General features: G+C 70.8%; 17 protein-coding genes. 10 read left to right on the top strand and 7 right to left on the bottom strand.

The window, feature by feature from the left end; genetic code table 11:
* Window positions 1-240: 240 nt before the first annotated feature.
* The 3 genes from BLT97_RS37335 to BLT97_RS22620 all read left to right on the top strand — a co-directional run bounded on the left by BLT97_RS37335 (window position 241) and on the right by BLT97_RS22620 (window position 3,271).
* On the top strand, window positions 241-618 hold the full coding sequence (locus BLT97_RS37335) for a hypothetical protein (protein ID WP_107407032.1): 378 nt from the start codon (window positions 241-243) through the stop codon (window positions 616-618).
* Between the two features lie 210 nt (window positions 619-828).
* Entirely contained in the window at window positions 829-1,167 is a 339-nt protein-coding gene (locus tag BLT97_RS22625) for a hypothetical protein (RefSeq protein ID WP_093613033.1), read from the top strand.
* Between the two features lie 214 nt (window positions 1,168-1,381).
* A complete protein-coding gene (locus tag BLT97_RS22620; RefSeq protein ID WP_093613031.1) occupies window positions 1,382-3,271 on the top strand; it encodes an AMP-dependent synthetase/ligase in 1,890 nt (629 codons plus the stop codon).
* Between the two features lie 92 nt (window positions 3,272-3,363).
* On the opposite strand, the gene BLT97_RS22615 is transcribed toward BLT97_RS22620, so the two are convergent.
* Complete coding sequence (locus BLT97_RS22615; protein ID WP_093613029.1) at window positions 3,364-3,948, bottom strand: response regulator; 585 nt, start codon at window positions 3,946-3,948, stop codon at window positions 3,364-3,366.
* Between the two features lie 11 nt (window positions 3,949-3,959).
* Window positions 3,960-8,081 (bottom strand): HAMP domain-containing protein, encoded by a 4,122-nt coding sequence (locus BLT97_RS22610; RefSeq protein ID WP_093613271.1) that lies wholly within the window; start codon window positions 8,079-8,081, stop codon window positions 3,960-3,962.
* A 147-nt stretch (window positions 8,082-8,228) separates the two neighbouring features.
* Here BLT97_RS22610 and BLT97_RS22605 point away from each other — a divergent pair, with 147 nt between their 5' ends.
* Together BLT97_RS22605 and hemW are read left to right on the top strand one after the other, a co-directional pair.
* Window positions 8,229-10,196: a SpoIIE family protein phosphatase gene (locus tag BLT97_RS22605; protein ID WP_093613026.1), complete on the top strand. Its 1,968-nt coding sequence runs from the start codon at window positions 8,229-8,231 to the stop codon at window positions 10,194-10,196.
* Between the two features lie 208 nt (window positions 10,197-10,404).
* Window positions 10,405-11,637, top strand: a complete 1,233-nt coding sequence (hemW, locus tag BLT97_RS22600; RefSeq protein WP_093613024.1) for a radical SAM family heme chaperone HemW — start codon at window positions 10,405-10,407, stop codon at window positions 11,635-11,637.
* A 33-nt stretch (window positions 11,638-11,670) separates the two neighbouring features.
* Here the strand turns inward: hemW and BLT97_RS22595 are convergent, their stop codons facing one another.
* Both BLT97_RS22595 and BLT97_RS22590 read right to left on the bottom strand, forming a co-directional pair.
* Window positions 11,671-12,477 (bottom strand): DUF3097 domain-containing protein, encoded by an 807-nt coding sequence (locus BLT97_RS22595; RefSeq protein ID WP_093613022.1) that lies wholly within the window; start codon window positions 12,475-12,477, stop codon window positions 11,671-11,673.
* Window positions 12,478-12,512: 35 nt separating this feature from the next.
* Window positions 12,513-13,238 (bottom strand): MBL fold metallo-hydrolase, encoded by a 726-nt coding sequence (locus tag BLT97_RS22590; protein ID WP_093613020.1) that lies wholly within the window; start codon window positions 13,236-13,238, stop codon window positions 12,513-12,515.
* 141 nt (window positions 13,239-13,379) lie between these two features.
* On the opposite strand from BLT97_RS22590, the gene hrcA reads away from it, so the two are divergent.
* The 5 genes from hrcA to BLT97_RS22565 all read left to right on the top strand — a co-directional run bounded on the left by hrcA (window position 13,380) and on the right by BLT97_RS22565 (window position 18,080).
* On the top strand, window positions 13,380-14,396 hold the full coding sequence (hrcA, locus tag BLT97_RS22585; protein WP_093613018.1) for a heat-inducible transcriptional repressor HrcA: 1,017 nt from the start codon (window positions 13,380-13,382) through the stop codon (window positions 14,394-14,396).
* Complete coding sequence (dnaJ, locus tag BLT97_RS22580) at window positions 14,397-15,530, top strand: molecular chaperone DnaJ (RefSeq protein ID WP_093613016.1); 1,134 nt, start codon at window positions 14,397-14,399, stop codon at window positions 15,528-15,530.
* Between the two features lie 178 nt (window positions 15,531-15,708).
* Entirely contained in the window at window positions 15,709-16,782 is a 1,074-nt protein-coding gene (locus tag BLT97_RS22575; protein WP_093613014.1) for a nitronate monooxygenase, read from the top strand.
* A complete protein-coding gene (locus tag BLT97_RS22570) occupies window positions 16,779-17,522 on the top strand; it encodes a 16S rRNA (uracil(1498)-N(3))-methyltransferase (protein ID WP_093613012.1) in 744 nt (247 codons plus the stop codon). Before BLT97_RS22575 ends, BLT97_RS22570 begins: the two co-directional genes overlap by 4 nt.
* Window positions 17,523-17,576: 54 nt before the next feature.
* Window positions 17,577-18,080: a hypothetical protein gene (locus BLT97_RS22565; RefSeq protein WP_143041369.1), complete on the top strand. Its 504-nt coding sequence runs from the start codon at window positions 17,577-17,579 to the stop codon at window positions 18,078-18,080.
* Window positions 18,081-18,110: 30 nt separating this feature from the next.
* On the opposite strand, the gene BLT97_RS22560 is transcribed toward BLT97_RS22565, so the two are convergent.
* The 3 genes from BLT97_RS22560 to BLT97_RS22550 all read right to left on the bottom strand — a co-directional run bounded on the left by BLT97_RS22560 (window position 18,111) and on the right by BLT97_RS22550 (window position 20,413).
* Complete coding sequence (locus tag BLT97_RS22560) at window positions 18,111-18,866, bottom strand: hypothetical protein (protein WP_093613008.1); 756 nt, start codon at window positions 18,864-18,866, stop codon at window positions 18,111-18,113.
* A gap of 27 nt (window positions 18,867-18,893) precedes the next feature.
* A complete protein-coding gene (locus BLT97_RS22555) occupies window positions 18,894-19,742 on the bottom strand; it encodes a hypothetical protein (RefSeq protein WP_093613006.1) in 849 nt (282 codons plus the stop codon).
* 137 nt (window positions 19,743-19,879) lie between these two features.
* Window positions 19,880-20,413, bottom strand: coding sequence for a hypothetical protein (locus BLT97_RS22550; RefSeq protein WP_093613004.1), 534 nt, complete (start codon window positions 20,411-20,413; stop codon window positions 19,880-19,882).
* Window positions 20,414-20,432: the final 19 nt, after the last annotated feature.

Genomic DNA, 20,432 nt, shown 5'->3' with positions numbered 1-20,432 from the left:
ACGGCCCACAGGAAGGCGCCCGTCCGTAAACCGGACGGGCGCCTTTTGCGTTGATGTGAGGATTGGAAGAATTCTGCGACATCCGAGTGAATGCCAAAAAACCCTGGATTTAAGAGTTTCCGCAGGCAGGGGCGCCCCGTTACGAAGGGTGGCAGCGGCGTTCCGAGCGGCCAGCAAGACGCTCGGACGGCACGACGGTCGTGACCGTGAAGGACGTCGCTCTCAGAAAGGGATCCTGAAGTGAAGTACACGAAGGCTGCTGCGGTCGTTGCCGGTTCCATGATGGCTGTCGGTTTCGCCGCCCCGGCGATGGCCGACGACGCCCCCCGCGCCGCCGCGCCGCAGCAGGAGGACAAGCTCCTCGACACCAAGACGGTGAACGACTCGAGCGCGAGCCTGGACGAGCTGAAGGACATCGTCAACGTCGACGCCCGCGCCTGGATCGACTCCGTCACCAAGGTCGCCAAGGAGGCCCGCGGCGCCGCCGACGACGTCACGGACAACGCGGTGCGTGCCGCCAACTCGACCGACGTCGACGCGGCCGGCAAGCTCAACCAGGACGCCAAGGCCGGTGCCCTGGGTGCCATGCCGCACCTCGGTGGCCTGCCGATCGGCTGAATCACCCCTCCTTCACGCGTGCCGCACCTCCGAGCGGCGGCAACGTGAATTCAGTGGGCCCGGCGCGCTTCCTTGCGCCGGGCCCGCTTTTTGTTTTTCCCCGCCTCTTTCCCGCCCCATTTGGCCGTCTCGGTTCGACCGACTGAATTAACTGTGTTACGGGTCGATAATTCGAGGTTATTTCTATGGGGCCTGAAGGAGGTAACCCCCATGAACAAGAACGTAGTTGTGCGTGGCGCCGGCATCGTGGCCGCCGCCCTCATGATCCTCGGCGGTACCGCGTCCGCCGCCTCGGCTGCCGCCCCGAAGCCGGAGGAGAACCTCTCGGCCACCGCGGACGCCGCGGTCGGCGCGCTCGTCCGCCTGGACCTCGCCGGTCTGATCGACGCGGTCATCCCGGACCTGGAGTTCGACGCCAGCGTCAACGCCGACGCCGAGGTCGACGCCGAGGTGGGTGCCGAGGCCGCCGCCAAGACCGGCGCCAAGACGAAGACCGCCAAGGAAGCCATCGCGAACTCGAGCACCGCCGCGAGCTTCAGCATCAACTGACCCATGGTCCGGCAACGGGCCCGCAGCGCAACGGCGCGCTGCGGGCCCGTTGCCGTTCTGTGAGGAACTGACAGCTCAAGGCCTCTTACGCGCCGGGCCCGGGCGCTCTACTCTGATCACTGCTCGATAGTTACTCGCAAGTTAAACAACGCACACCACAGTACGCACCAGCAGCCACTCAGTCGCACGCACTGTCGCGGGCCCGGAGGATGTCGTGAGCGACACACAGAACTTGATCGAGAACCGACCGCCGTCCGTGGCGAACCTCTTCCTTGAGCGCGTGGCCAAGACCCCGGACGGTGAGGCCTACCGCTACCCGGTGCCCCCGGCCTCGGGCCAGGGCCCCGACGACTGGAAGTCGCTGAGCTGGGGCCAAGCCGCCGAGCGCGTCTTCGCGATCGCCGCGGGCCTGATCGAGCTCGGCGTACAGCCGGAGGAGCGGGTCGCGCTCGCGGCCAACACCCGGGTCGAGTGGATCCTCGCCGACCTCGGCATCCTCTGCGCCGGCGCCGCCACGACCACGGTCTACGCCTCGACCAACGCCGAGGAGGCCGCGTACATCCTGAGCGACTCCGACAGCCGTGTGCTGATCGCCGAGGACGCCGAGCAGCTGGCCAAGGCGCGTGAGCGGCGGGCCGAGCTGCCGGGGCTCAAGCACGTCGTGGTGATCAACGGTGCGGACGCGCAGGCCGCCGAGGGCGACCCGGAGGGCTGGGTGCTCTCCCTCGACGACCTCGAGGCCCGCGGAGCGGCGTATCTGGAGAAGAACCCGGAGTCGGTCAAGGAGCGGGTCGCCGCGCTCACCAAGGACCAGCTCGCCACCCTGATCTACACCTCCGGCACCACCGGCAAGCCCAAGGGCGTCCGGCTGCCGCACGACAACTGGTCGTACATGGCGAAGGCCATCGCGCAGACCGGGCTGTGCGGGCCCGACGACGTGCAGTACCTGTGGCTGCCGCTCGCGCACGTCTTCGGCAAGGTGCTGACCTCCGGGCAGATCGAGGTCGGGCACGTCACTGCCGTGGACGGGCGCGTGGACAAGATCATCGAGAACCTGCCCGTGGTGCAGCCGACCTACATGGCGGCCGTGCCGCGCATCTTCGAGAAGGTCTACAACGGGGTCGCGGCGAAGGCGCGGGCCGGCGGCGGTGCCAAGTACAAGATCTTCCTGTGGGCGGCGGGCGTCGCGCGCGAGTACGCGAAGGTCACCCAGGACAACTTCCGGCGTACCGGCAAGGCCTCGGCGCCCTTCGGTCTGAGCGCCAAGCACGCCGTCGCCGACAAGCTCGTCTACGGCAAGCTGCGCGAGGCCTTCGGCGGGCGGCTGCGGGCCTGTGTCTCCGGCTCGGCGGCGCTCGCGCCCGATATCGGCTACTTCTTCGCCGGCGCCGGCATCCACATCCTGGAGGGCTACGGCCTGACGGAGTCGAGCGCCGCGTCCTTCGTGAACCCCGGCGAGGCCTACCGCACCGGCACCGTCGGCAAGCCGCTGCCCGGCTGCGAGGTGCGGATCGCCGACGACGGCGAGATCCTGCTGCGCGGCCCCGGCATCATGCAGGGCTACCACGGGCTGCCCGAGAAGACCGCCGAAGTCCTCGAGCCCGACGGCTGGTTCCACACCGGTGACATCGGCGAGCTGTCCGTGGACGGCTATCTGCGGATCACCGACCGCAAGAAGGACCTCATCAAGACCTCCGGCGGCAAGTACATCGCGCCCTCCGAGGTCGAGGGCCAGTTCAAGGCCGTCTGCCCGTACGTCTCGAACATCCTGGTCATCGGCGCCGACCGCAACTACTGCACCGCGCTGATCGCCCTCGACGAGGTGGCCATCACCAACTGGGCCAAGGAGGAGGGGCTCTCCTCCACCGCGTACGCCGATGTCCTGGCCGACCCGAAGACGAACGCGCTGATCGAGGGCTACGTCACCGAGCTCAACCAGGGCCTCCAGAAGTGGCAGACCATCAAGAAGTTCCGCATCCTGCCGCGTGACCTCGACGTGGAGCACGGTGAGCTCACGCCGAGCCTCAAGCTCAAGCGGCCTGTCGTGGAGCGGGAGTTCAAGGCGCTCGTCGACGACATGTACGCGGGTGCGCGCGAGGCGTAGCCGGCAAGCGGTGTGAGCGCGGGCGGGACCTGGTCAGGGGTTCCGCCCGCGCTGCGTTCTGCGTCAGTGGTTCCGTCCGCACGGCGTCTTCGTCAGTGGTTCCGTCCGCGCCGCATCTGCGTCAGGAGCTCGGTCATCCGTGACAACTCCGCCAGGGCGTCCGGCAGTTGAGGGCCCTCTGTGCCCGTCAGCTGCGCCTCGATGCGGGCCAGCCCCTCCGACAGCTCGGTGAACTGGGTCTGTTCGCGGGCGAGCATCCGCTGCAACTGAAGGTTCTTGCGGTGCAGGTCCAGGAAGACCGTCACCTTGGCGCGCAGCACCCACGGGTCGAAGGGCTTGGTGAGGTAGTCCGCGGCCCCCGTGGCGTACCCGCGGAAGGCGTAGCCCGTGTCGGCGTCGGTCCCGGTCAGGAAGATGATCGGGATGTCCTTCGTCTGGTCGAGCCGCTTGATGTTGGCGGCCGTCTCGAAGCCGTCCATGCCGGGCATCCGGACGTCGAGCAGGACCACGGCGAAGGGCTGCCGCAGCAGCGCCTTCATCGCCTCCTCGCCCGAACGCGCCCGGACCAGTGGTTCGTTGAGCGACCCCAGGACGGCTTCGAGAGCGGTCAAGTTGTCCTCCATGTCGTCGACCAGGAGGATGCTTGCTCGGTCGTCGGTCGAAACCTCAGAGCTCATGGTGGTAAGGCCTATTCGGTCTCAGGTGGGGCGGCGGGCTCCTCGACCCCGCTCGCCTGCCCCTGATCGGTTGCTGCTTCCCTGTGCTGTCCGGCCCTCGTGCCCTCGGTGCCCTCCGGGTCGAGGAGGGAGCACATCACCGTCAGCAGCTTGTCCACGTCCACCGGCTTGGGAACATAGTCGTTGGCCCCGCCCGCGATGGCCTTCTCGCGGTCTCCCGGCATCGCCTTGGCGGTCAGCGCCACGATGGGCAGGTCGGCCCAGCGCGGTGTGCGGCGGATGACCTCGATCGTCTCGTAGCCGTCCATCTCCGGCATCATGATGTCCATCAGAACCACCTCGACGTCCGCGTTGCGGTCGAGGATCTCGATGCCCTCGCGCCCGTTCTCCGCGTACAGGACCGGCATGCCGACCCGGCCGAGCACATGGGTGAGGGCGAACACGTTGCGGATGTCGTCGTCCACGATCAGGACGCGGTGGCCCTGAAGCACCTGGCCGGCGCGGCCGGAGCGCCATTCCTCCAGTTTGGTGGTGGCCGGCCAGTTGTCGTCCTGCTCGTGCACCACCATCGGGTCCTCGCTGCTCTGCTGCTCGGGCAGCTTCAACGCGCGCAGGCCCTGGGTCAGTTCGCTGTCCTCGGCGGACTTGTCCGGGATCGGGCCGTGTGCCGCGTATGCGACGGGCACGTAGAGCGTGAAGGTGGAGCCCTTGCCGGGCTCGCTCTCCGCGACGATCCGGCCGCCGAGCAGACCCGCGATCTCCCGGCTGATGGACAGGCCGAGGCCGGTGCCGCCGTACTTGCGGTTGGTGGTGCCGTCGGCCTGCTGGAACGCCTCGAAGATGACCGGGAGTTTGTCGGAGGCGATGCCGATGCCCGTGTCCGAGACGGCGAAGGCGATCAGGTCCTCGCCCTCGCGGTCCTTGAAGAACGTGAGGTGCGTGCCCTCGACGTTCTTGACGCGGTTCACGCGCAGTTCGACGCGGCCGCTCGCGGTGAACTTCACCGCGTTGGACAGCAGGTTGCGCAGGATCTGCTGGAGGCGCTGCTCGTCCGAGTAGATCTCGCGCGGCACGTCCTCGCCGACCGCCACCTCGAAGGCCAGGCCCCGGTCGAGGGTGAGCGGGCGGAAGGTGGCGTGCACGTAGTCGAGCAGCTTGATGAGCGGGAGCTTCTTGGGGCGTACGTCCATCCGGCCCGCCTCGATCTTGGACAGGTCGAGGATGTCGTTGATCAGCTGGAGCAGGTCGGTGCCCGAGCGGTGGATGGTGGTGGCGAACTGGACCTCCTGGTCGTTGAGCCGCCCCTCGGGGTTGTCCGCGAGCAGCCGGGCCAGGATCAGCAGGGAGTTCAGCGGGGTGCGCAGTTCGTGCGACATGTTCGCGAGGAACTCCGACTTGTACTGCGAGCTCGTGGCGAGCAGGGCCGCCTTCTCCTCCAGTTCGGCGTTGGAGCGCTGCAACTCCGCCTGCTGGCGCTGGAGTTCGTCCGAGCGCTCCTGGAGCTGGAGGGCGAGCCGCTGGGATTCGCCGAGCAGGGACTCCGTACGGGAGTTGGCGATGATGGTGTTGATCGCGACGCCGATGGTGTTCACGAACTGGTCGAAGAACGCCAGGTGGACATCGGAGAACCGGGAGAACGAGGCCAGCTCGATGACGCCGAGCAGCCGGTCCTCGAAGAGGATCGGGATGATGACGACGCTGCTGGGTGCCGCGTCCCCGAGCCCCGAGTTGATCTTGATGTAGTCCGGCGGCGCCTCCTCGACGAGGATCCGCTTCTTCTCCAGGGCCGCCTGGCGGACCAGGCCGTGCACCGGCATGGCGCCGGTCTCGATGACGGAGCCGTGTGCGGAGCCGTATCCGCCGATGAAGGCGAGTCCCTTGGACGGTACGGGGGTGCGCAGGCCTGTGCCCTCGGCCTCGGGTTCGGCCAGGAAGAAGGCGCCGTACTGCGCGTTCACCAGCGGGGTCAGCTCGCGCAGGATCAGGTCGGCGACCTCCATCAGGTCGCGGTGGCCCTGCATCAGGGCCGCGAGCCGGGCCAGGTTGGACTCCAGCCAGTCCTTCGCGCGGGTGGTCTCGCGCAGGTTGGACACCATCAGGTTGATGTTGTCCTTGAGCTCGGCGACCTCGCCCTGGGTCTCGACGGTGATCGAGCGGGACATGTCGCCCTGGGCCACCGCGGAGGCCACCTCGGCGATGGCGCGGACCTGGGTGGTGAGGTTGAGCGCCAGCTCGTTCACGCTCGTGGTCAGGCGCTTCCACGTGCCGTACACGCCCTCGACCCGTGCCTGGCCGCCCAGTTGGCCCTCGGAGCCCACCTCGCGGGCCACGCGGGTGACCTCGGAGGAGAAGGAGGAGAGCGTGTCGACCATCGTGTTGATGGTGGTCTTCAGCTCCAGGATCTCGCCGCGCGCGTCCACGTCGATCTTCTTGGAGAGGTCGCCCTGGGCCACGGCGGTGGCGACCTGGGCGATGTTGCGGACCTGCGAAGTGAGGTTGTCCGCCATGTAGTTGACGTTGTCTGTGAGGTCCTTCCACACGCCGGACACGCCGAGCACCTGGGCGCGGCCGCCGAGCCGGCCGTCGGTGCCGACCTCGCGGGCCACGCGCGTGACCTCGTCGGCGAAGGCGCGCAGCTGCTGCACCATCGTGTTGACGGTGTCCTTGAGCTCCAGGATCTCGCCGCGCGCGTCCACGGTGATCTTCTTGGACAGGTCGCCGTTGGCGACGGCGGTGGTGACCTGGGCGATGTTGCGCACCTGCGAGGTCAGGTTGGACGCCATGAAGTTGACGTTGTCCGTCAGCTCCTTCCACACGCCCGATACTCCGCGGACCTGGGCCTGGCCGCCCAGGTTGCCCTCGGTGCCCACCTCGCGGGCCACACGGGTCACCTCGCCCGCGAAGGCGGAGAGCTGGTCGACCATCGTGTTGAAGGTGGTCTTGAGCTCCAGGATCTCGCCCTTGGCCTCGACCGTGATCTTCTTCGAGAGGTCGCCCTGGGCGACGGCGGTCGAGACGAGGGCGATGTTGCGGACCTGGGAGGTCAGGTTGTCCGCCATGAAGTTCACGTTCTCCGTGAGGTCCTTCCAGACCCCGGAGACCCCGCGCACCTGCGCGCGGCCGCCCAGCTTGCCCTCCGTACCCACCTCGCGGGCCACGCGGGTGACCTCGTCGGCGAAGGCGGAGAGCTGGTCCACCATCGTGTTCACGGTGGACTTCAGCTCCAGGATCTCGCCGCGCGCGTCGACGGTGATCTTCTGGCTCAGATCCCCGTACGCCACCGCGGTGGTCACCTGGGCGATGTTCCGTACCTGGGAGGTCAGGTTGGACGCCATGAAGTTGACGTTGTCCGTCAGGTCCTTCCACACCCCGCTGGCGCCGCGGACCTGGGCGCGGCCGCCCAGCTGGCCTTCCGTGCCGACCTCGCGGGCCACGCGGGTCACTTCGTCGGCGAAGGCGGAGAGCTGGTCCACCATCGTGTTCACGGTGAGCTTCAGTTCGAGCAGCTCGCCGGTGGCCTCGACCGTGACCGTACGCGTCAGGTCGCCGCTGGCCACGGCGGTGGTCACCGCGGCGATGTCGCGGACCTGGGCGGTCAGGCGCGAGGCCATCGTGTTGACGGCCTCCGTGACCGCGCGCCAACTGCCGCTCAGGCCCTGCACCTTGGCGCGGCCGCCGAGCCGGCCCTCGGTGCCCACCTCGCGGGCCACGCGGGTGACTTCACCCGTGAAGAGGGACAGCTGGTCGACCATCTTGTTGACGGCACGGCCCAGACGGCGCAGATCGCCCCTCAACTGCCGGTTGCCGTCGTGGAGATCGACCCGCTGGGTCAGATCGCCCCCGGCCACCGCGTCGAGCACCCGCGTGGCATTGGCCGCGGGCGCCACCAGGGCGTCGATCACGATGTTCGCGTCCGTGACCACCGTCGACCAGGAGCCCTGGCCCGGCGAGGCGGCGACGCGTTCGTCGAGCCGGCCGTGGCGCACCATCTCGCGGCGGAGTCGGGCCAGCTCGGAGGCCAGATGCTGGTTGCGGTCGGCGATCTGGTTGAAGACCGCGGCGAGTTCGGCCGAGACTCCGGTCGAGCCCTCCGGTGCCCGCACCCGGAAGTCGCCATCGCGCAGCGAGGTCATCGCGGCGAGGAGCGGGTGAAAGTCTTCTGCCCGGAAGTGACCGTTTCCGAGCACCGGTAGTGCGATGTTGTCACTCATGGCGGCCCACTTCAGTAACTCGGCGCTTATGGGCGAAGTCAGTCTGTCACTCTGTGCGTGTCACCTGAGATGCATTTAACTGAACTGCTCAGGAGCCGCACAGTGGGGTCCATTCCAATGCAGCGGGAGAACACGTTCCGCCCTGCCGGCCACGCCGGTCCCAACCCGCTGCGACCTGCCGACGGAGCCCACGCCGGCACCTCGCTGCCGGGCAATCCCCTGGCACCGGCCGCCGCCCGCCGCTTCGTCCGCGCCGCCTTCGCCGCCTGGACGGAGAACGGTGTGCCCGTCGCCGCCTGTCTCACCGAGCGGCTCGCCGACGACGCCGTGGTCCTCGTCAGCGAGCTGGTCACCAACGCGGTGGTGCACGCCGGCACCCACGTGGAGGTGGACTGCCGTCTGGAGGCCGCGCTGGGCCCCGACGGCGACCTCGACGAGGGCGCGGCCGTCGTGATCGAGGTACGCGACCACCATCCCGGCAGGACCGTCCAGGGCGACAGCGCGGGGGGCCCCGCACCCGCACTCGCCGAGTACGGCCGCGGGCTCCAACTCGTCGCCTGCCTCTCCGAGTCCTGGGGCATCACCTACCGTCCCGGCAGCAAGACCGTCTGGGCGCGGCTGCCCGTGGACGGCGTGGACGCGGCCCGCCAGATCGAGGTGTACGCGGGCGAACAGGCCCTCCAGCGCGGCCTGCGCGTCGCCGACATCCTCTCGCCCCAGCCCAAGAAGGGCCGCGAGCACGGGGACTGGGGCAACCGGGGCGCGCTCGCCTTCCTCGCCGAGGCCTCCGACCTGCTCGCCGGACAGCTCGACGAGGAGATGGTGGCCGCGCTCGCCGGCCAGCTCCTCGTGCCGCGGCTCGCCGACTGGTGCGCGGTCTGGCTCAACGACGAGTCGGACCGGCACGGCCGCGGCACCGGCCCCACCGCGCCCCGGCTCGCCCGCGTCTGGCACCACAGCGAGTCCCGCATCGAAGAGCTGCGCCGCGTCCTGGAGAAGGACCTTCCCGTCATCCCCGGTCCGCTGCACGGCGGGCCCGTTCCCGTGCCCTGGCCCTTCGACGGCATCGGCGACTCCTCCGGCACCGCGCTCGCGTACCGCCTCGTCGCGGGCGGTCGCGCGCTCGGCACGCTGCTCCTCGGCCGTACGGGCCTGATGCGCTTCCCGGACGAAGTCACCGGCCTCCTGGAGGACTTCAGCCGCCGGGTGGCCCTCGCGATCGGTGCCGCGCGGCAGTACGCGCGCCAGGCCACCATCAGCCGCGTCCTCCAGCGCGGCCTGCTGCCGAGCTCGATGGCCGAAGTGCCGGGCGTGGAGAGCGCGTTGGTGTACGAGCCGCGGGACAACGGGCTCGCGGGCGGCGACTTCTACGACATCTTCCCCGCGGGGGACGGCCGTTGGTGCTTCGCCCTCGGCGACGTCTGCGGCAACGGTCCGGAGGCCGCCGTCGTCACCGGCCTCGCCCGCCCCTGGCTGCGCCTGCTCGCCCGCGAGGGCTACCAGGTCTCCGATGTGCTCGACCGCCTGAACCGCCTGCTGCTCGACGACGCGATGGAGGCCGCCGAGTCCGCGGCGCGCGCGGTGGCGGCCGTGGAGATGCGCGACCTGGACGCGGACGGCTCGCCGGCCCGGTTCCTCTCGCTGCTGTACGGCGAGCTCGAACCCTCACCGGAAGGCGTCCGCTGCACCCTGGCCTGCGCGGGACACCCCCTGCCGCTGCTGCTCAGCCCCGACGGCGTGGTGCGGCCCGCCGCCGCGCCCCAGGTGCTGCTCGGCGTGCTCGACCAGCCCGGCTACGAGAGCGAGTCCTTCGTCCTCGGCTCGGGTGAGACGCTCCTGTGCGTCACGGACGGCGTGACCGAGCGGCGCTCCGGGGTGCGGATGCTGGACGACGGCGACGGACTCTCGGCGGCGCTCGCGGCCTGCGGCGGCCTGTCGGCGGGGATGGTGGCGGAGCGGATCCGGCGCCTGGTGCACGACTTCGCGGAGACGCCGGTGGACGACGATCTGGCGCTGCTGGTGCTTCAGGCGCGGTAGGGCGCGGGCGGTCCGGGTCCTCCGGGCTGTACGGGCGTCCAGGCCCTCCGCGCCGTCGGGCCGTCCGCGCAGTCGGGCTGTACGGGCGGTCCGGGCCCTCCGCGCCGTCGGGCCGTCCGCGCGGTCCGGGCCGTCCGAGCCTTCCGCGCCGTCCGCACAGTAGGGCCGTCCCGCACAGTCCGTCCGTCCCGTCGAGGACAATGGGGGCATGCCTTCTGTTCTTCCCGACGGGGAGCCCGTGCCCGACGACGGGACGCTGCCCGCGTCCGCGCTGCACGACAGCGCCTCGCGGCCCCTCGGTTTCTACGTCCACGTGCCGTACTGCGCCACCCGCTGCGGCTACTGCGACTTCAACACGTACACCGCGAGCGAGTTGCGCGGCTCCGGGGGCGTCCTCGCCTCCCGCGAGAACTACGCCGACACCCTGATCGACGAGATCCGGCTCGCGCGGAAGGTGCTCGGGGACGATCCCCGGTCGGTCGAGACGGTCTTCGTCGGGGGCGGCACCCCCACGCTCCTGCCCGCCGCCGATCTCGTACGGATCCTCGGCGCGATCCGGGACGAGTTCGGGCTCGCGGCCGGGGCCGAGGTCACCACGGAGGCCAACCCGGACTCGGTCGACCCCGCGTATCTCGCCGCGCTGCGGGCCGGCGGCTTCAACCGGGTCTCGTTCGGCATGCAGAGCGCGCGGCAGCACGTGCTCCAGGTCCTCGACCGCACCCACACCCCCGGCCGGCCCGAGGCCTGCGTCGGGGAGGCGCGCGCCGAGGGGTTCGAGCACGTCAACCTCGATCTGATCTACGGCACGCCCGGCGAGAGCGACGAGGACTGGCGGGCCTCGCTGGAGGCGGCGCTCGGGGCCGGTCCCGACCACGTGTCCGCGTACGCGCTGATCGTCGAGGAGGGCACGCAGCTCGCGCGCCGCATCCGCCGCGGCGAGGTGCCGATGACGGACGACGACGTGCACGCCGACCGCTATCTGATCGCCGACGAGATGCTGTCGGCGGCCGGGTTCCACTGGTACGAGGTGTCCAACTGGGCCACCACCGAGGCCGCCCGCTGTCTGCACAACGAGCTCTACTGGCGCGGCGCCGACTGGTGGGGCGCGGGCCCCGGCGCCCACTCCCACGTGGGCGGGGTGCGCTGGTGGAACGTCAAGCACCCGGGTGCGTACGCGGGACGGCTCGCGACGGGCGCCTCGCCCGGCGCCGGACGCGAGCTGCTCTCCGACGAGGACCGCCGGGTCGAGCGGATCCTCCTGGAGCTGCGGCTCGTGGACGGCTGCCCGCTGTCCCTGCTGCGCCCCGAGGGCCTGGCCGCGTCACGGCGTGCTCTCACGGACGGGCTGCTCCAGCCCGGACCGTACGAGGAGGGCCGGGCCGTACTGACCCTGCGGGGGCGCCTGTTGGCGGACGCCGTGGTCCGGGACCTGGTGGACTGACGGCGGCCGCTCGTGCGGGGGAGCGTGCCGGACTCAGCCGGGCAGTGTGACGAAGTCGATGAGCTCTTCCACCCGGCCCAGGAGCTCCGGCTCCAGGTCCTTGTACGAGTGGACCTTCGACAGGATGTGCTGCCAGACCGCGCCCGTGTTCTCCGGCCAGCCCAGCGCGCGGCACACGCCCGTCTTCCAGTCCTGGCCGTGCGGGACGCGGGGCCAGGCGCCGATGCCGACCGCCGACGGCTTCACCGCTTCCCAGATGTCGATGTACGGGTGGCCCACCACGAGCACGTCCGCGCCCGTGACCGAGGCGGCGATCCGGGACTCCTTCGAGCCCGGCACCAAGTGGTCCACCAGGACGCCGAGGCGGGCGTCGGGCGCGGGGGAGAACTCCGCGACGATCGCGGGCAGGTCGTCGACGCCCGAGAGGTACTCGACGACCACGCCCTCGATGCGCAGGTCGTCGCCCCAGACCTTCTCCACCAGTTCGGCGTCGTGCCGGCCTTCCACGTAGATACGGCCGGCGCGGGCCACGCGGGCGCGCGCGGTGGGGACGGCCACCGAGCCGGAGGCGGTACGGGTCGGACGCGCCGGAGCGGGAGCCGCCGGGCGGGTCAGGGTCACCACCCGGCCTTCGAGCAGGAAGCCGCGCGGCTCCAGCGGGAAGACCCGGTGCTTGCCGAAGCGGTCCTCCAGCGTGACCGTGCCCGCCTCGCAGCGGATCACCGCCCCGCAGAAGCCCGTGCTCACTTCCTCCACCACCAGGTCCGCCGTCGCCTCCACCGTCGGCACCGGCTTCGGCTTCTTCCACGGCGGGGTCAGGTCCGGGCTGTAGCTGCGCATTCGGCCGACAATAGGAAAGGGGCCGGCCGGGCGGGTCACGACACGCCGTACCGAGCGGCCAGGCTCTCGCGCTGGGCGAGGACAAACTTCGCGTCCACCACCGAACCGTGCCCGGGGACGTAGCGGGCGTCCGGACCGCCCAGCTCCAGGAGCCGGTCGAGCGCCTGCGGCCACCGGCGCGGGGTCGCGTCCGGGCCCGCCTGCGGCTCGCCGGACTCCTCGATCAGGTCGCCGGCCAGGAGGACCCCCGCGTCCGGGATCCAGGCCACCAGGTCGTGCGGGCTGTGGGCCGGGCCCGCCGGGGACAGCACCACCTCGCGGCCGCCGCCCAGGTCGAGCCTCCCCTCACGGGTGAGGAGGTGGTGCGGGCGGATGACCACGTCGGCGGCCGCCGACGCCTCGGCTTCGGGGACGCCGTGGCGTACGGCGTCGAGGCGGAGTTCCTCGAGACCCGAGGAGGACAGGGCCGCGTCCATGCCCGCCGCCGCGTGGATCCGCGCGCCCGCGAAGACCCCCGTACCGAGCACATGGTCGAAGTGCGCGTGACTGAGCGCGATGTGCGGGACGCGGCGTCCACCGAGCAGCGCCTGGACCTGCGTACGGATCTCGGCGCCCTCGCGCAGCGACGAGCCCGTGTCGAAGAGGAGTGCGCCCGCGGGGCCGATGACGAGGGCGACCGTCGCGTCCCAGACCGGGAGCCGTCTGCGGCCGATACCGTCGCCGAGCTGTTCCCAGCCGAACTCTTCCCAACTGACGTCCATACCGTGACGCTAACCGCATCAAGGGTGGTCGGCCTTGCTAGGGCGCCCACCGACGGCCGTACACTGACCGTTGGGTTGGCTGGCACTCGTACGCCATGAGTGCCAGACGGCCGGACCGGATCGACAGCTGGAGGTGCGCGGATGCTCAGTGAACGCAGGCTCGAGGTGCTGCGCGCCATCGTCCAGGACTATGTCGGCACCGAGGAGCCGGTCGGCTCGAAGGCGCTCACCGAGCGGCACAAGCTCGGGGTCTCGCCCGCGACCGTCCGTAACGACATGGCGGCCCTGGAGGACGAGGGGTACATCGCCCAGCCGCACACCAGCGCGGGGCGGATCCCGACCGACAAGGGCTACCGGCTGTTCGTGGACAAGCTGGCGGGCGTGAAGCCGCTGTCCGCCGCCGAGCGCCGGGCCATCCAGAACTTCCTCGACGGAGCCGTCGACCTCGACGACGTCGTGGGCCGGACCGTGCGGCTGCTCGCGCAGCTCACGCGGCAGGTCGCGGTCGTGCAGTACCCCTCGCTGACCCGGTCCACGGTGCGGCATGTGGAGCTCCTGTCGCTCGCGCCCGCGCGCGTGATGCTCGTGGTGATCACCGACACGGGGCGGGTGGAGCAGCGGCACGTCGACTGCCCCGCGCCCTTCGGCGAGACCTCGCTCGCCGATCTGCGGGCCCGGCTCAACAGCAGGGTCGCGGGACGCCGGTTCTCCGACGTGCCGCAGCTCGTCCAGGATCTGCCCGAGTCCTTCGACCGGGACGACCAGGGCACGGTCGCGACCGTGCTCGCCACCCTCCTCGAAACCCTGGTCGAGGAGACCGAGGAGCGCCTGATGATCGGCGGCACCGCCAATCTCACGCGCTTCGGACACGATTTCCCGCTCGTGATCCGGCCGGTGCTCGAAGCGCTCGAGGAGCAGGTCGTGCTCCTCAAGCTGCTCGGCGAGGCCAAGGATCCGGGCATGACCGTACGGATCGGGCATGAGAATGCCCACGAGGGGCTCAACTCCACGTCGGTCGTCTCGGTCGGCTACGGTTCGGGCGGCGAGGCAGTCGCCAAACTCGGCGTGGTCGGACCGACCCGCATGGATTACCCCGGAACGATGGGAGCAGTACGCGCAGTGGCACGTTACGTCGGACAGATCCTGGCGGAGTCGTAAGTGGCCACGGACTACTACGCCGTACTCGGCGTGCGCCGCGACGCTTCCCAGGACGAGATCAAGAAGGCATTCCGGCGGCTCGCGCGCGAGCTGCACCCGGATGTGAACCCCGATCCGAAGACCCAGGAGCGGTTCAAGGAGATCAACGCCGCTTACGAGGTGCTCTCGGACCCGCAGAAGAAGCAGGTCTACGACCTCGGCGGCGACCCCCTGTCCCAGTCGGGCGGCGGCGCCGGCGGCTTCGGCCAGGGCGGGTTCGGGAACTTCTCGGACATCATGGACGCGTTCTTCGGGACCGCCTCGCAGCGCGGGCCGCGGTCCAGGACCCGTCGTGGTCAGGACGCCATGATCCGCCTCGAAGTCGAGCTGGACGAGGCCGCGTTCGGGACCACCAAGGACATCCAGGTCGACACGGCCATCGTGTGTTCGACCTGTTCCGGTGAGGGCGCCGCGCCCGGCACCTCCGCGCAGACCTGCGACATGTGCCGCGGCCGCGGTGAGGTCTCGCAGGTCACGCGGTCGTTCCTCGGCCAGGTCATGACCTCGCGGCCCTGCCCGCAGTGCCAGGGCTTCGGCACGGTCGTGCCGACGCCGTGCCCCGAGTGCGCCGGAGACGGTCGCGTACGGTCGCGCCGCACCCTGACCGTGAAGATCCCGGCCGGTGTCGACAACGGCACGCGGATCCAGCTCGCCGGTGAGGGCGAGGTGGGCCCGGGCGGCGGTCCCGCCGGTGACCTGTACGTCGAGATCCACGAGCTGCCGCACCCCGTGTTTCAGCGGCGCGGCGACGATCTGCACTGCACCGTGACCATCCCCATGACGGCGGCGGCGCTCGGCACGAAGGTGCCGCTGGAGACGCTGGACGGGATGGAGGAGGTCGACATCCGGCCCGGCACCCAGTCCGGCCAGTCGATCCCGCTGCACGGGCGCGGTGTCACGCATCTGCGCGGCGGCGGGCGCGGGGACCTCATCGTGCATGTCGAGGTCACCACGCCGACGAAGCTCGATCCTGAGCAGGAGCGGTTGCTGCGGGAGTTGGCTGCGCTGCGGGGTGAGGAGCGGCCCACCGGGCAGTTCCAGCCTGGGCAGCAGGGGCTGTTCTCGCGCTTGAAGGACGCTTTCAACGGGCGTTGAGGTGTGTCGGGGCTGGGGTGGGAGGCGCCTGCGGCGGCTTCTCTCCCCGCCCCGCCCCTTCCCGGAACCGGGGGCTCCGCCCCCGGACCCCCGCATCCGAGCTTCGCTCGGATCTGCTCAAACGCCGCAGGGGCTGGGTTGATTTAGCGGGCCGCCGCGGACATGGCACGATGCCGTCATGTCCACCGCACTGACCGATCTCTGCCCCCACCCGATCGTGCAGGCCCCCATGGCGGGTGGCGCCTCCTGTCCCTCGCTCGCCGCCGCGGTCTCCGAGGCGGGCGGGCTGGGTTTTCTCGCTGCCGGGTACAAGACCGCCGACGGGATGTACCAGGAGATCAAGCAGCTGCGCGGACTGACGCAGCAGCCGTTCGGCGTGAACCTGTTCATGCCGCAGCCCGAGCTCGCCGACCGGGCCGCGGTGGCCGTCTACTCCGCGCAGCTGGCCGGTGAGTCCGCCTGGTACAGCACGCCGCTCGGCGACCCCGACGCCAACCTCGACGACGGGTTCGACGCCAAGCTGGCGATCCTCGTCGACGACCCGGTGCCCGTCGTCTCCTTCACCTTCGGCTGCCCGAGCCGTGACGTCCTCGACGCGCTGGCCCGCGTGGGCACGTACACCGTCGTCACCGTCACCACGCCCGAGGAGGCGCAGGCCGCGCAGTGGGCCGGGGCGGACGCGGTGTGCGTGCAGGGCATCGAGGCCGGCGGCCACCAGGGCACCCACAAGGACAACCCCGAGGCGGACGGCACCGGGATCGGGCTCCTGTCCCTGATCACGCAGGTGCGCGAGACCGTGCAGCTGCCCATCATCGCGGCCGGCGGCCTGATGCGCGGCGGGCAGATCGCGGCGGCGCTCGCGGCCGGGGCGGAGTTCGCGCAGCTGGGGACCGCCTTCCTCGTCTGCCCCGAGTCCGGGGCCAATGTGCTGCACAAGCAGGCCATGACCAACCCCATGTTCGTACGGACCGAGTTGACCCGGGCCTTCTCCGGGCGCCCCGCGCGCGGCCTGGTCAACCGCTTCCTGCGCGAGCACGGGCCGTACGCGCCGGCCGCGTATCCGCAGGTGCACCACCTCACGAGCGGCCTGCGCAAGGCGGCCGCAAAGGCCGGTGACGCGCAGGGCATGGCGCTGTGGGCCGGCCAAGGGCACCGGATGGCACGGGAGTTGCCCGCCGGTGAGCTGGTGGAGGTGCTGGCCGCCGAGTACCGTACGGCCGCCGCCGCGCTGAACGTGCGGGGTGCGGCATGACCGCCCCCGTCTTCGTGGTCGGCTCCCTCGAAGGGGCCGCACCCGGCGCCGTGCTCACGCTCGACGGCCCCGAGGGGCGCCACGCCGTCTCGGTGCGGCGGTTGCAGGCCGGTGAGGAGATCGTGCTCACCGATGGTCTGGGCCGGGCCGCGGCCGGGGTCGTGCTGCGCACGGAGGGCAAGGACACGCTGTACGTCGAGGCCGCCGACTTCCCGGTGGAGCCCGAGCCGAGCCCGCGGATCACCGTCGTGCAGGCGCTGCCGAAGGGCGACCGGGGCGAACTCGCCGTCGAGACCATGACCGAGACCGGGGTCGACGCGATCGTGCCCTGGGCCGCCTCGCGCTGCATCACGCAGTGGAAGGGCGAGCGGGGCACCAAGTCGCTGAACAAATGGCGGGCCACCGCCCGCGAGGCCGGCAAGCAGTCGCGGCGCCTGCGCTTCCCCGAGGTCGGCGAGCTCGCCACGACCAAGCAGGTGGCGGCACTTCTGGCGGAGGCGGACTTCGCCGCCGTGCTCCACGAGGAGGGCAGCGCGCCGCTGGCCTCCGCCGAACTGCCCGCCTCCGGCTCGATCGTGCTGGTCGTCGGGCCCGAAGGAGGCGTGGCCCCGCAGGAGTTGGAGACGTTCGCCGCGGCCGGCGCGAAGCCGTACCGGCTCGGGGCGAGCGTGCTGCGGACCTCCACGGCGGGCACCGCCGCGGTGGCGCTGCTGCTCGGGCGCACCGGCCGCTGGGGCTAGCGCGCGCCGCCCGGCCTCCGGGCGCGGTGGGGCGGGCGGCTAGGCTCGCGCTCCATGGACGAGGGACGCATGACCGGTCGGAGCCGCACCGGCGCGGAGGTCGAGGAGCTGGTCGCCCGGGTGCGGGACGCCGCCGGATCCTCGTATACGTGGCGCCGGCACGCCAACGGATTCGACCTGACCACGGAAGTGCCGCAGGCCACCCGGCGCCTCACCCGTCAGCACACCTACGAGGTGGCGCTGCAGCCGGAGGCGAACACCTTCACGCTGACCGACGTGGTCCGCATCGAGCGGCAGGGCCCGGGCGGCACCTGGAGCAAGTCCGTGCAGCGCGGGCGCCTGCGCTACCGCAGCGTCGCCACGGCGGCGGACGGCTCGGGCCGCCGCTCCTTCAACTCCGCGGACGGACACCGCCTGATCCGGGATGTCACCGAGGAGCTCGGCTGGCGCGAGGTGGCCTCGCGGACGGAACGGGCCGGGCGGTTCGCCGGGTTCCTCGGGGGCGGGATCGCGGCGGCGACGCTGATCGCGATGGCGGTGGTGTTGCTGGTTCGGTGAGGGTGCGGGGTGCGCGGCGGCCGCCGGTGTTCAACTCCCCGCGCCGAACTGGTCGTAGAAGCGCAGCTTGATGTCGAGCGAACGCTGTTCCTCGGCACGGAAGGCCGCGGCGGCCGCACCGGGCTCGGCCGCGGTGAGCAGGGCGTGCAGGCGGCGCGCGAGACGGTCGGCGTGCGAGGTGGCGAGCAGCGAGACCGAGGCCAGCGGATGGGCCTTCGCGTCGTGGACGAGGTGTGGGTAGTAGAAGTGCGAGCGGTTCTCGCCGTCGCGGGTGAGGAGCGGTCCCATCCGGTGCCACAGCTGGGCGTATTCGGTGGAGACCAGGATCTCGCCCCAGAACCGGAGGATGGTCAGCAGCCGCAGGTCCGAGTCCGGTCGCCCGCCCGCGTCGGCGATCAGGGCGAAGGTGGCATTGACCGCCTCCAGCGTGGCGGCGGTCGGACGCGAGGCGGCCAACTCGGCTCGGGAGATGCCCAGTTGGAGCATGTCCTCGATCATGTCCTCGCGGTGCGAGCGGGTGTTGCCGCTGCCGTCCGGGTACTCCTCTCGCAGGATGACGCGCGCGATGCGCAGGCCCTCCTTGTCGTCGATCAGGTCGATCGCCAGGTCGTACGCCGGGGTGAAGGCCAGCGAGAGGAAACGGCGCTGTAGGAGGAGGTCCTTGAACACGGAGTCGGAGAGGCGGGGCGTGTCCGTGAGGACGGGGTGCGCCCTGTACTGCGCGATCAGGTCGTCCTCGAAGGCGTCGAGGGCTTCGAGGCCGTGGAGTGCGGTGGACTGGGACATCTGGTGCGGCCTTTCAGGAGTACGAGGTCACGCGGTCATGCGGTCGAAGCTCATGGCGTCGACCGAGCGGCGCCAGTCGGTCAGTTCGACGGGTTTGCCGATCTCCCACAGGGTGTCGAGTTCCTTCTGCACCTCGGCGCCCCGGGCCGAGTCGCAGCCCTCGATCTCGGTCTGCGGGGCATTGATGGCCAGTTGGCTGTGCAGGAAGGAACTGACCATGTACGTCTCGTCGGCGCGGTACACGGCCATGGACGGCAGCGAGTTGTAGAGCCGCACCTCGAGACGTGCGCGGGCCGCGTCGGGCAGCGCCGCGTACAGCAGCCCGAGGTTGGTCAGGTTGTGCTCGATGGCCGCCTTCACATCCACGGGGGTGTCGGCGGTGGGCATGTCCCGCAGGGCCTCGCGGCGCAGGTTCGCCACCTCGGACGAGGGGAAGAGGAGCAGGATCCGCACCCGCACTCCGCCGTCGGTGAGAGCGTGCCGGAAGTCGTCCTGGAGATGGCCCAGGTTGGGCATCCAGGTCTGCAGCACACCCACTTCGGTTCTGGCCTCCCGGACCAGCCGCTTCACCTGGGCGGTCGGGAACTCCGGGTGCACGCGCTCCACACCCCCGTACCGTTCCCTGCGCAGCCGGGTCGCGGTGCCGTCGATGTCGAGTGCCGCCAGGCGCCGGTCGACGCTGTCGAGAATCTCGAAGCGTCGTACTTCGAGCAGCAGGAACATCGTGACCGACGTGAGGATCAGCAGCGTCACGAGCTGCACGCCGTTGGGGGAGACCTCGTCGAGCAGCCCGAGAACGTCCGCGAGGATGGTCAGCGGCCCGGCCGCGGTCGTCAGGGCAAGGCCGATCCGCTCGGCCTGGTGGCGCACGGGCACAGTCGCCTCCTCGTCCCGTGTACGGGAGTTACGCCGCGGGAGACGCGGCCGCCCGTATCGGGAACAGCTTGCACGACACCATGCACCCTGCACACAGGAGTTACCTGGTATCGGCCACTACGCGCGGATCCGGCCAGCTACTTCCCCGGCCGGCAGTCGCACGTCGGTGGATACACCGTCACCGTCGTCGTCACGGTCACCGTCGGCTGCGGGCCGCCGTTCCCCGGTGGCCGTGAAGTCGGCTTCGCGTCGGCGCAGTTGCCGAGCACATCCGCCCGCAGCACCGTCTTGCCCTCGACCTTCGCCGTCAGATCACCCCGTACGCAGGCGCCGCCGCGCTCCTCGGTGACCTTGCCGGTGAGCGTGATGTCGCGGCCGTCCCGCGTCTTCCCCTCGCAGTCCACGGTCGCGACGCTGCGCACGGTGGGGGACTTGGAGGAGTTCGGTGTGCCGCCGCCCTCGCCGAAGGACGAGGTGCAGTTGAGCCACTGGACGTCGACGCCCTTCTTCTCCAGGGCGTCGGTGCCCTTCTGGTCCGTGGTGATCGACACCGCCACCGAGTTGAGCCCGCCGCTCAGGTCCTGACAGGCGGTGAGACCCAGCGCGAGCGCGGCCACCGCCCCGGCCGCGGCCAGGGCTCGACGATCACCTGAGCGCCTCAATGCCCCCATACAGGACAGGTTCCCACTC

This window comes from Streptomyces indicus, from assembly GCF_900100315.1.
GTDB lineage: Bacteria > Actinomycetota > Actinomycetes > Streptomycetales > Streptomycetaceae > Streptomyces > Streptomyces indicus.
Note: the sequence above shows the minus strand (reverse complement) of the source record. Positions and strands in the feature narration are given on the sequence as shown.

What these genes read in the sequence shown, in the direction of transcription:
- BLT97_RS22625 (WP_093613033.1), top strand. Translation starts at nt 829, where the DNA reads ATGAACAAGAACGTAGTTGTGCGTGGCGCCGGCATCGTGGCCGCCGCC.
- BLT97_RS22615 (WP_093613029.1), bottom strand. Translation starts at nt 3,948, where the DNA reads ATGAGCTCTGAGGTTTCGACCGACGACCGAGCAAGCATCCTCCTGGTC.
- BLT97_RS22610 (WP_093613271.1), bottom strand. Translation starts at nt 8,081, where the DNA reads ATGACCTCGCTGCGCGATGGCGACTTCCGGGTGCGGGCACCGGAGGGC.
- BLT97_RS22605 (WP_093613026.1), top strand. Translation starts at nt 8,229, where the DNA reads ATGCATTTAACTGAACTGCTCAGGAGCCGCACAGTGGGGTCCATTCCA.
- hemW (WP_093613024.1), top strand. Translation starts at nt 10,405, where the DNA reads ATGCCTTCTGTTCTTCCCGACGGGGAGCCCGTGCCCGACGACGGGACG.
- BLT97_RS22595 (WP_093613022.1), bottom strand. Translation starts at nt 12,477, where the DNA reads ATGCGCAGCTACAGCCCGGACCTGACCCCGCCGTGGAAGAAGCCGAAG.
- BLT97_RS22590 (WP_093613020.1), bottom strand. Translation starts at nt 13,238, where the DNA reads ATGGACGTCAGTTGGGAAGAGTTCGGCTGGGAACAGCTCGGCGACGGT.
- hrcA (WP_093613018.1), top strand. Translation starts at nt 13,380, where the DNA reads ATGCTCAGTGAACGCAGGCTCGAGGTGCTGCGCGCCATCGTCCAGGAC.
- BLT97_RS22575 (WP_093613014.1), top strand. Translation starts at nt 15,709, where the DNA reads ATGTCCACCGCACTGACCGATCTCTGCCCCCACCCGATCGTGCAGGCC.
- BLT97_RS22570 (WP_093613012.1), top strand. Translation starts at nt 16,779, where the DNA reads ATGACCGCCCCCGTCTTCGTGGTCGGCTCCCTCGAAGGGGCCGCACCC.
- BLT97_RS22565 (WP_143041369.1), top strand. Translation starts at nt 17,577, where the DNA reads ATGGACGAGGGACGCATGACCGGTCGGAGCCGCACCGGCGCGGAGGTC.
- BLT97_RS22560 (WP_093613008.1), bottom strand. Translation starts at nt 18,866, where the DNA reads ATGTCCCAGTCCACCGCACTCCACGGCCTCGAAGCCCTCGACGCCTTC.
- BLT97_RS22550 (WP_093613004.1), bottom strand. Translation starts at nt 20,413, where the DNA reads ATGGGGGCATTGAGGCGCTCAGGTGATCGTCGAGCCCTGGCCGCGGCC.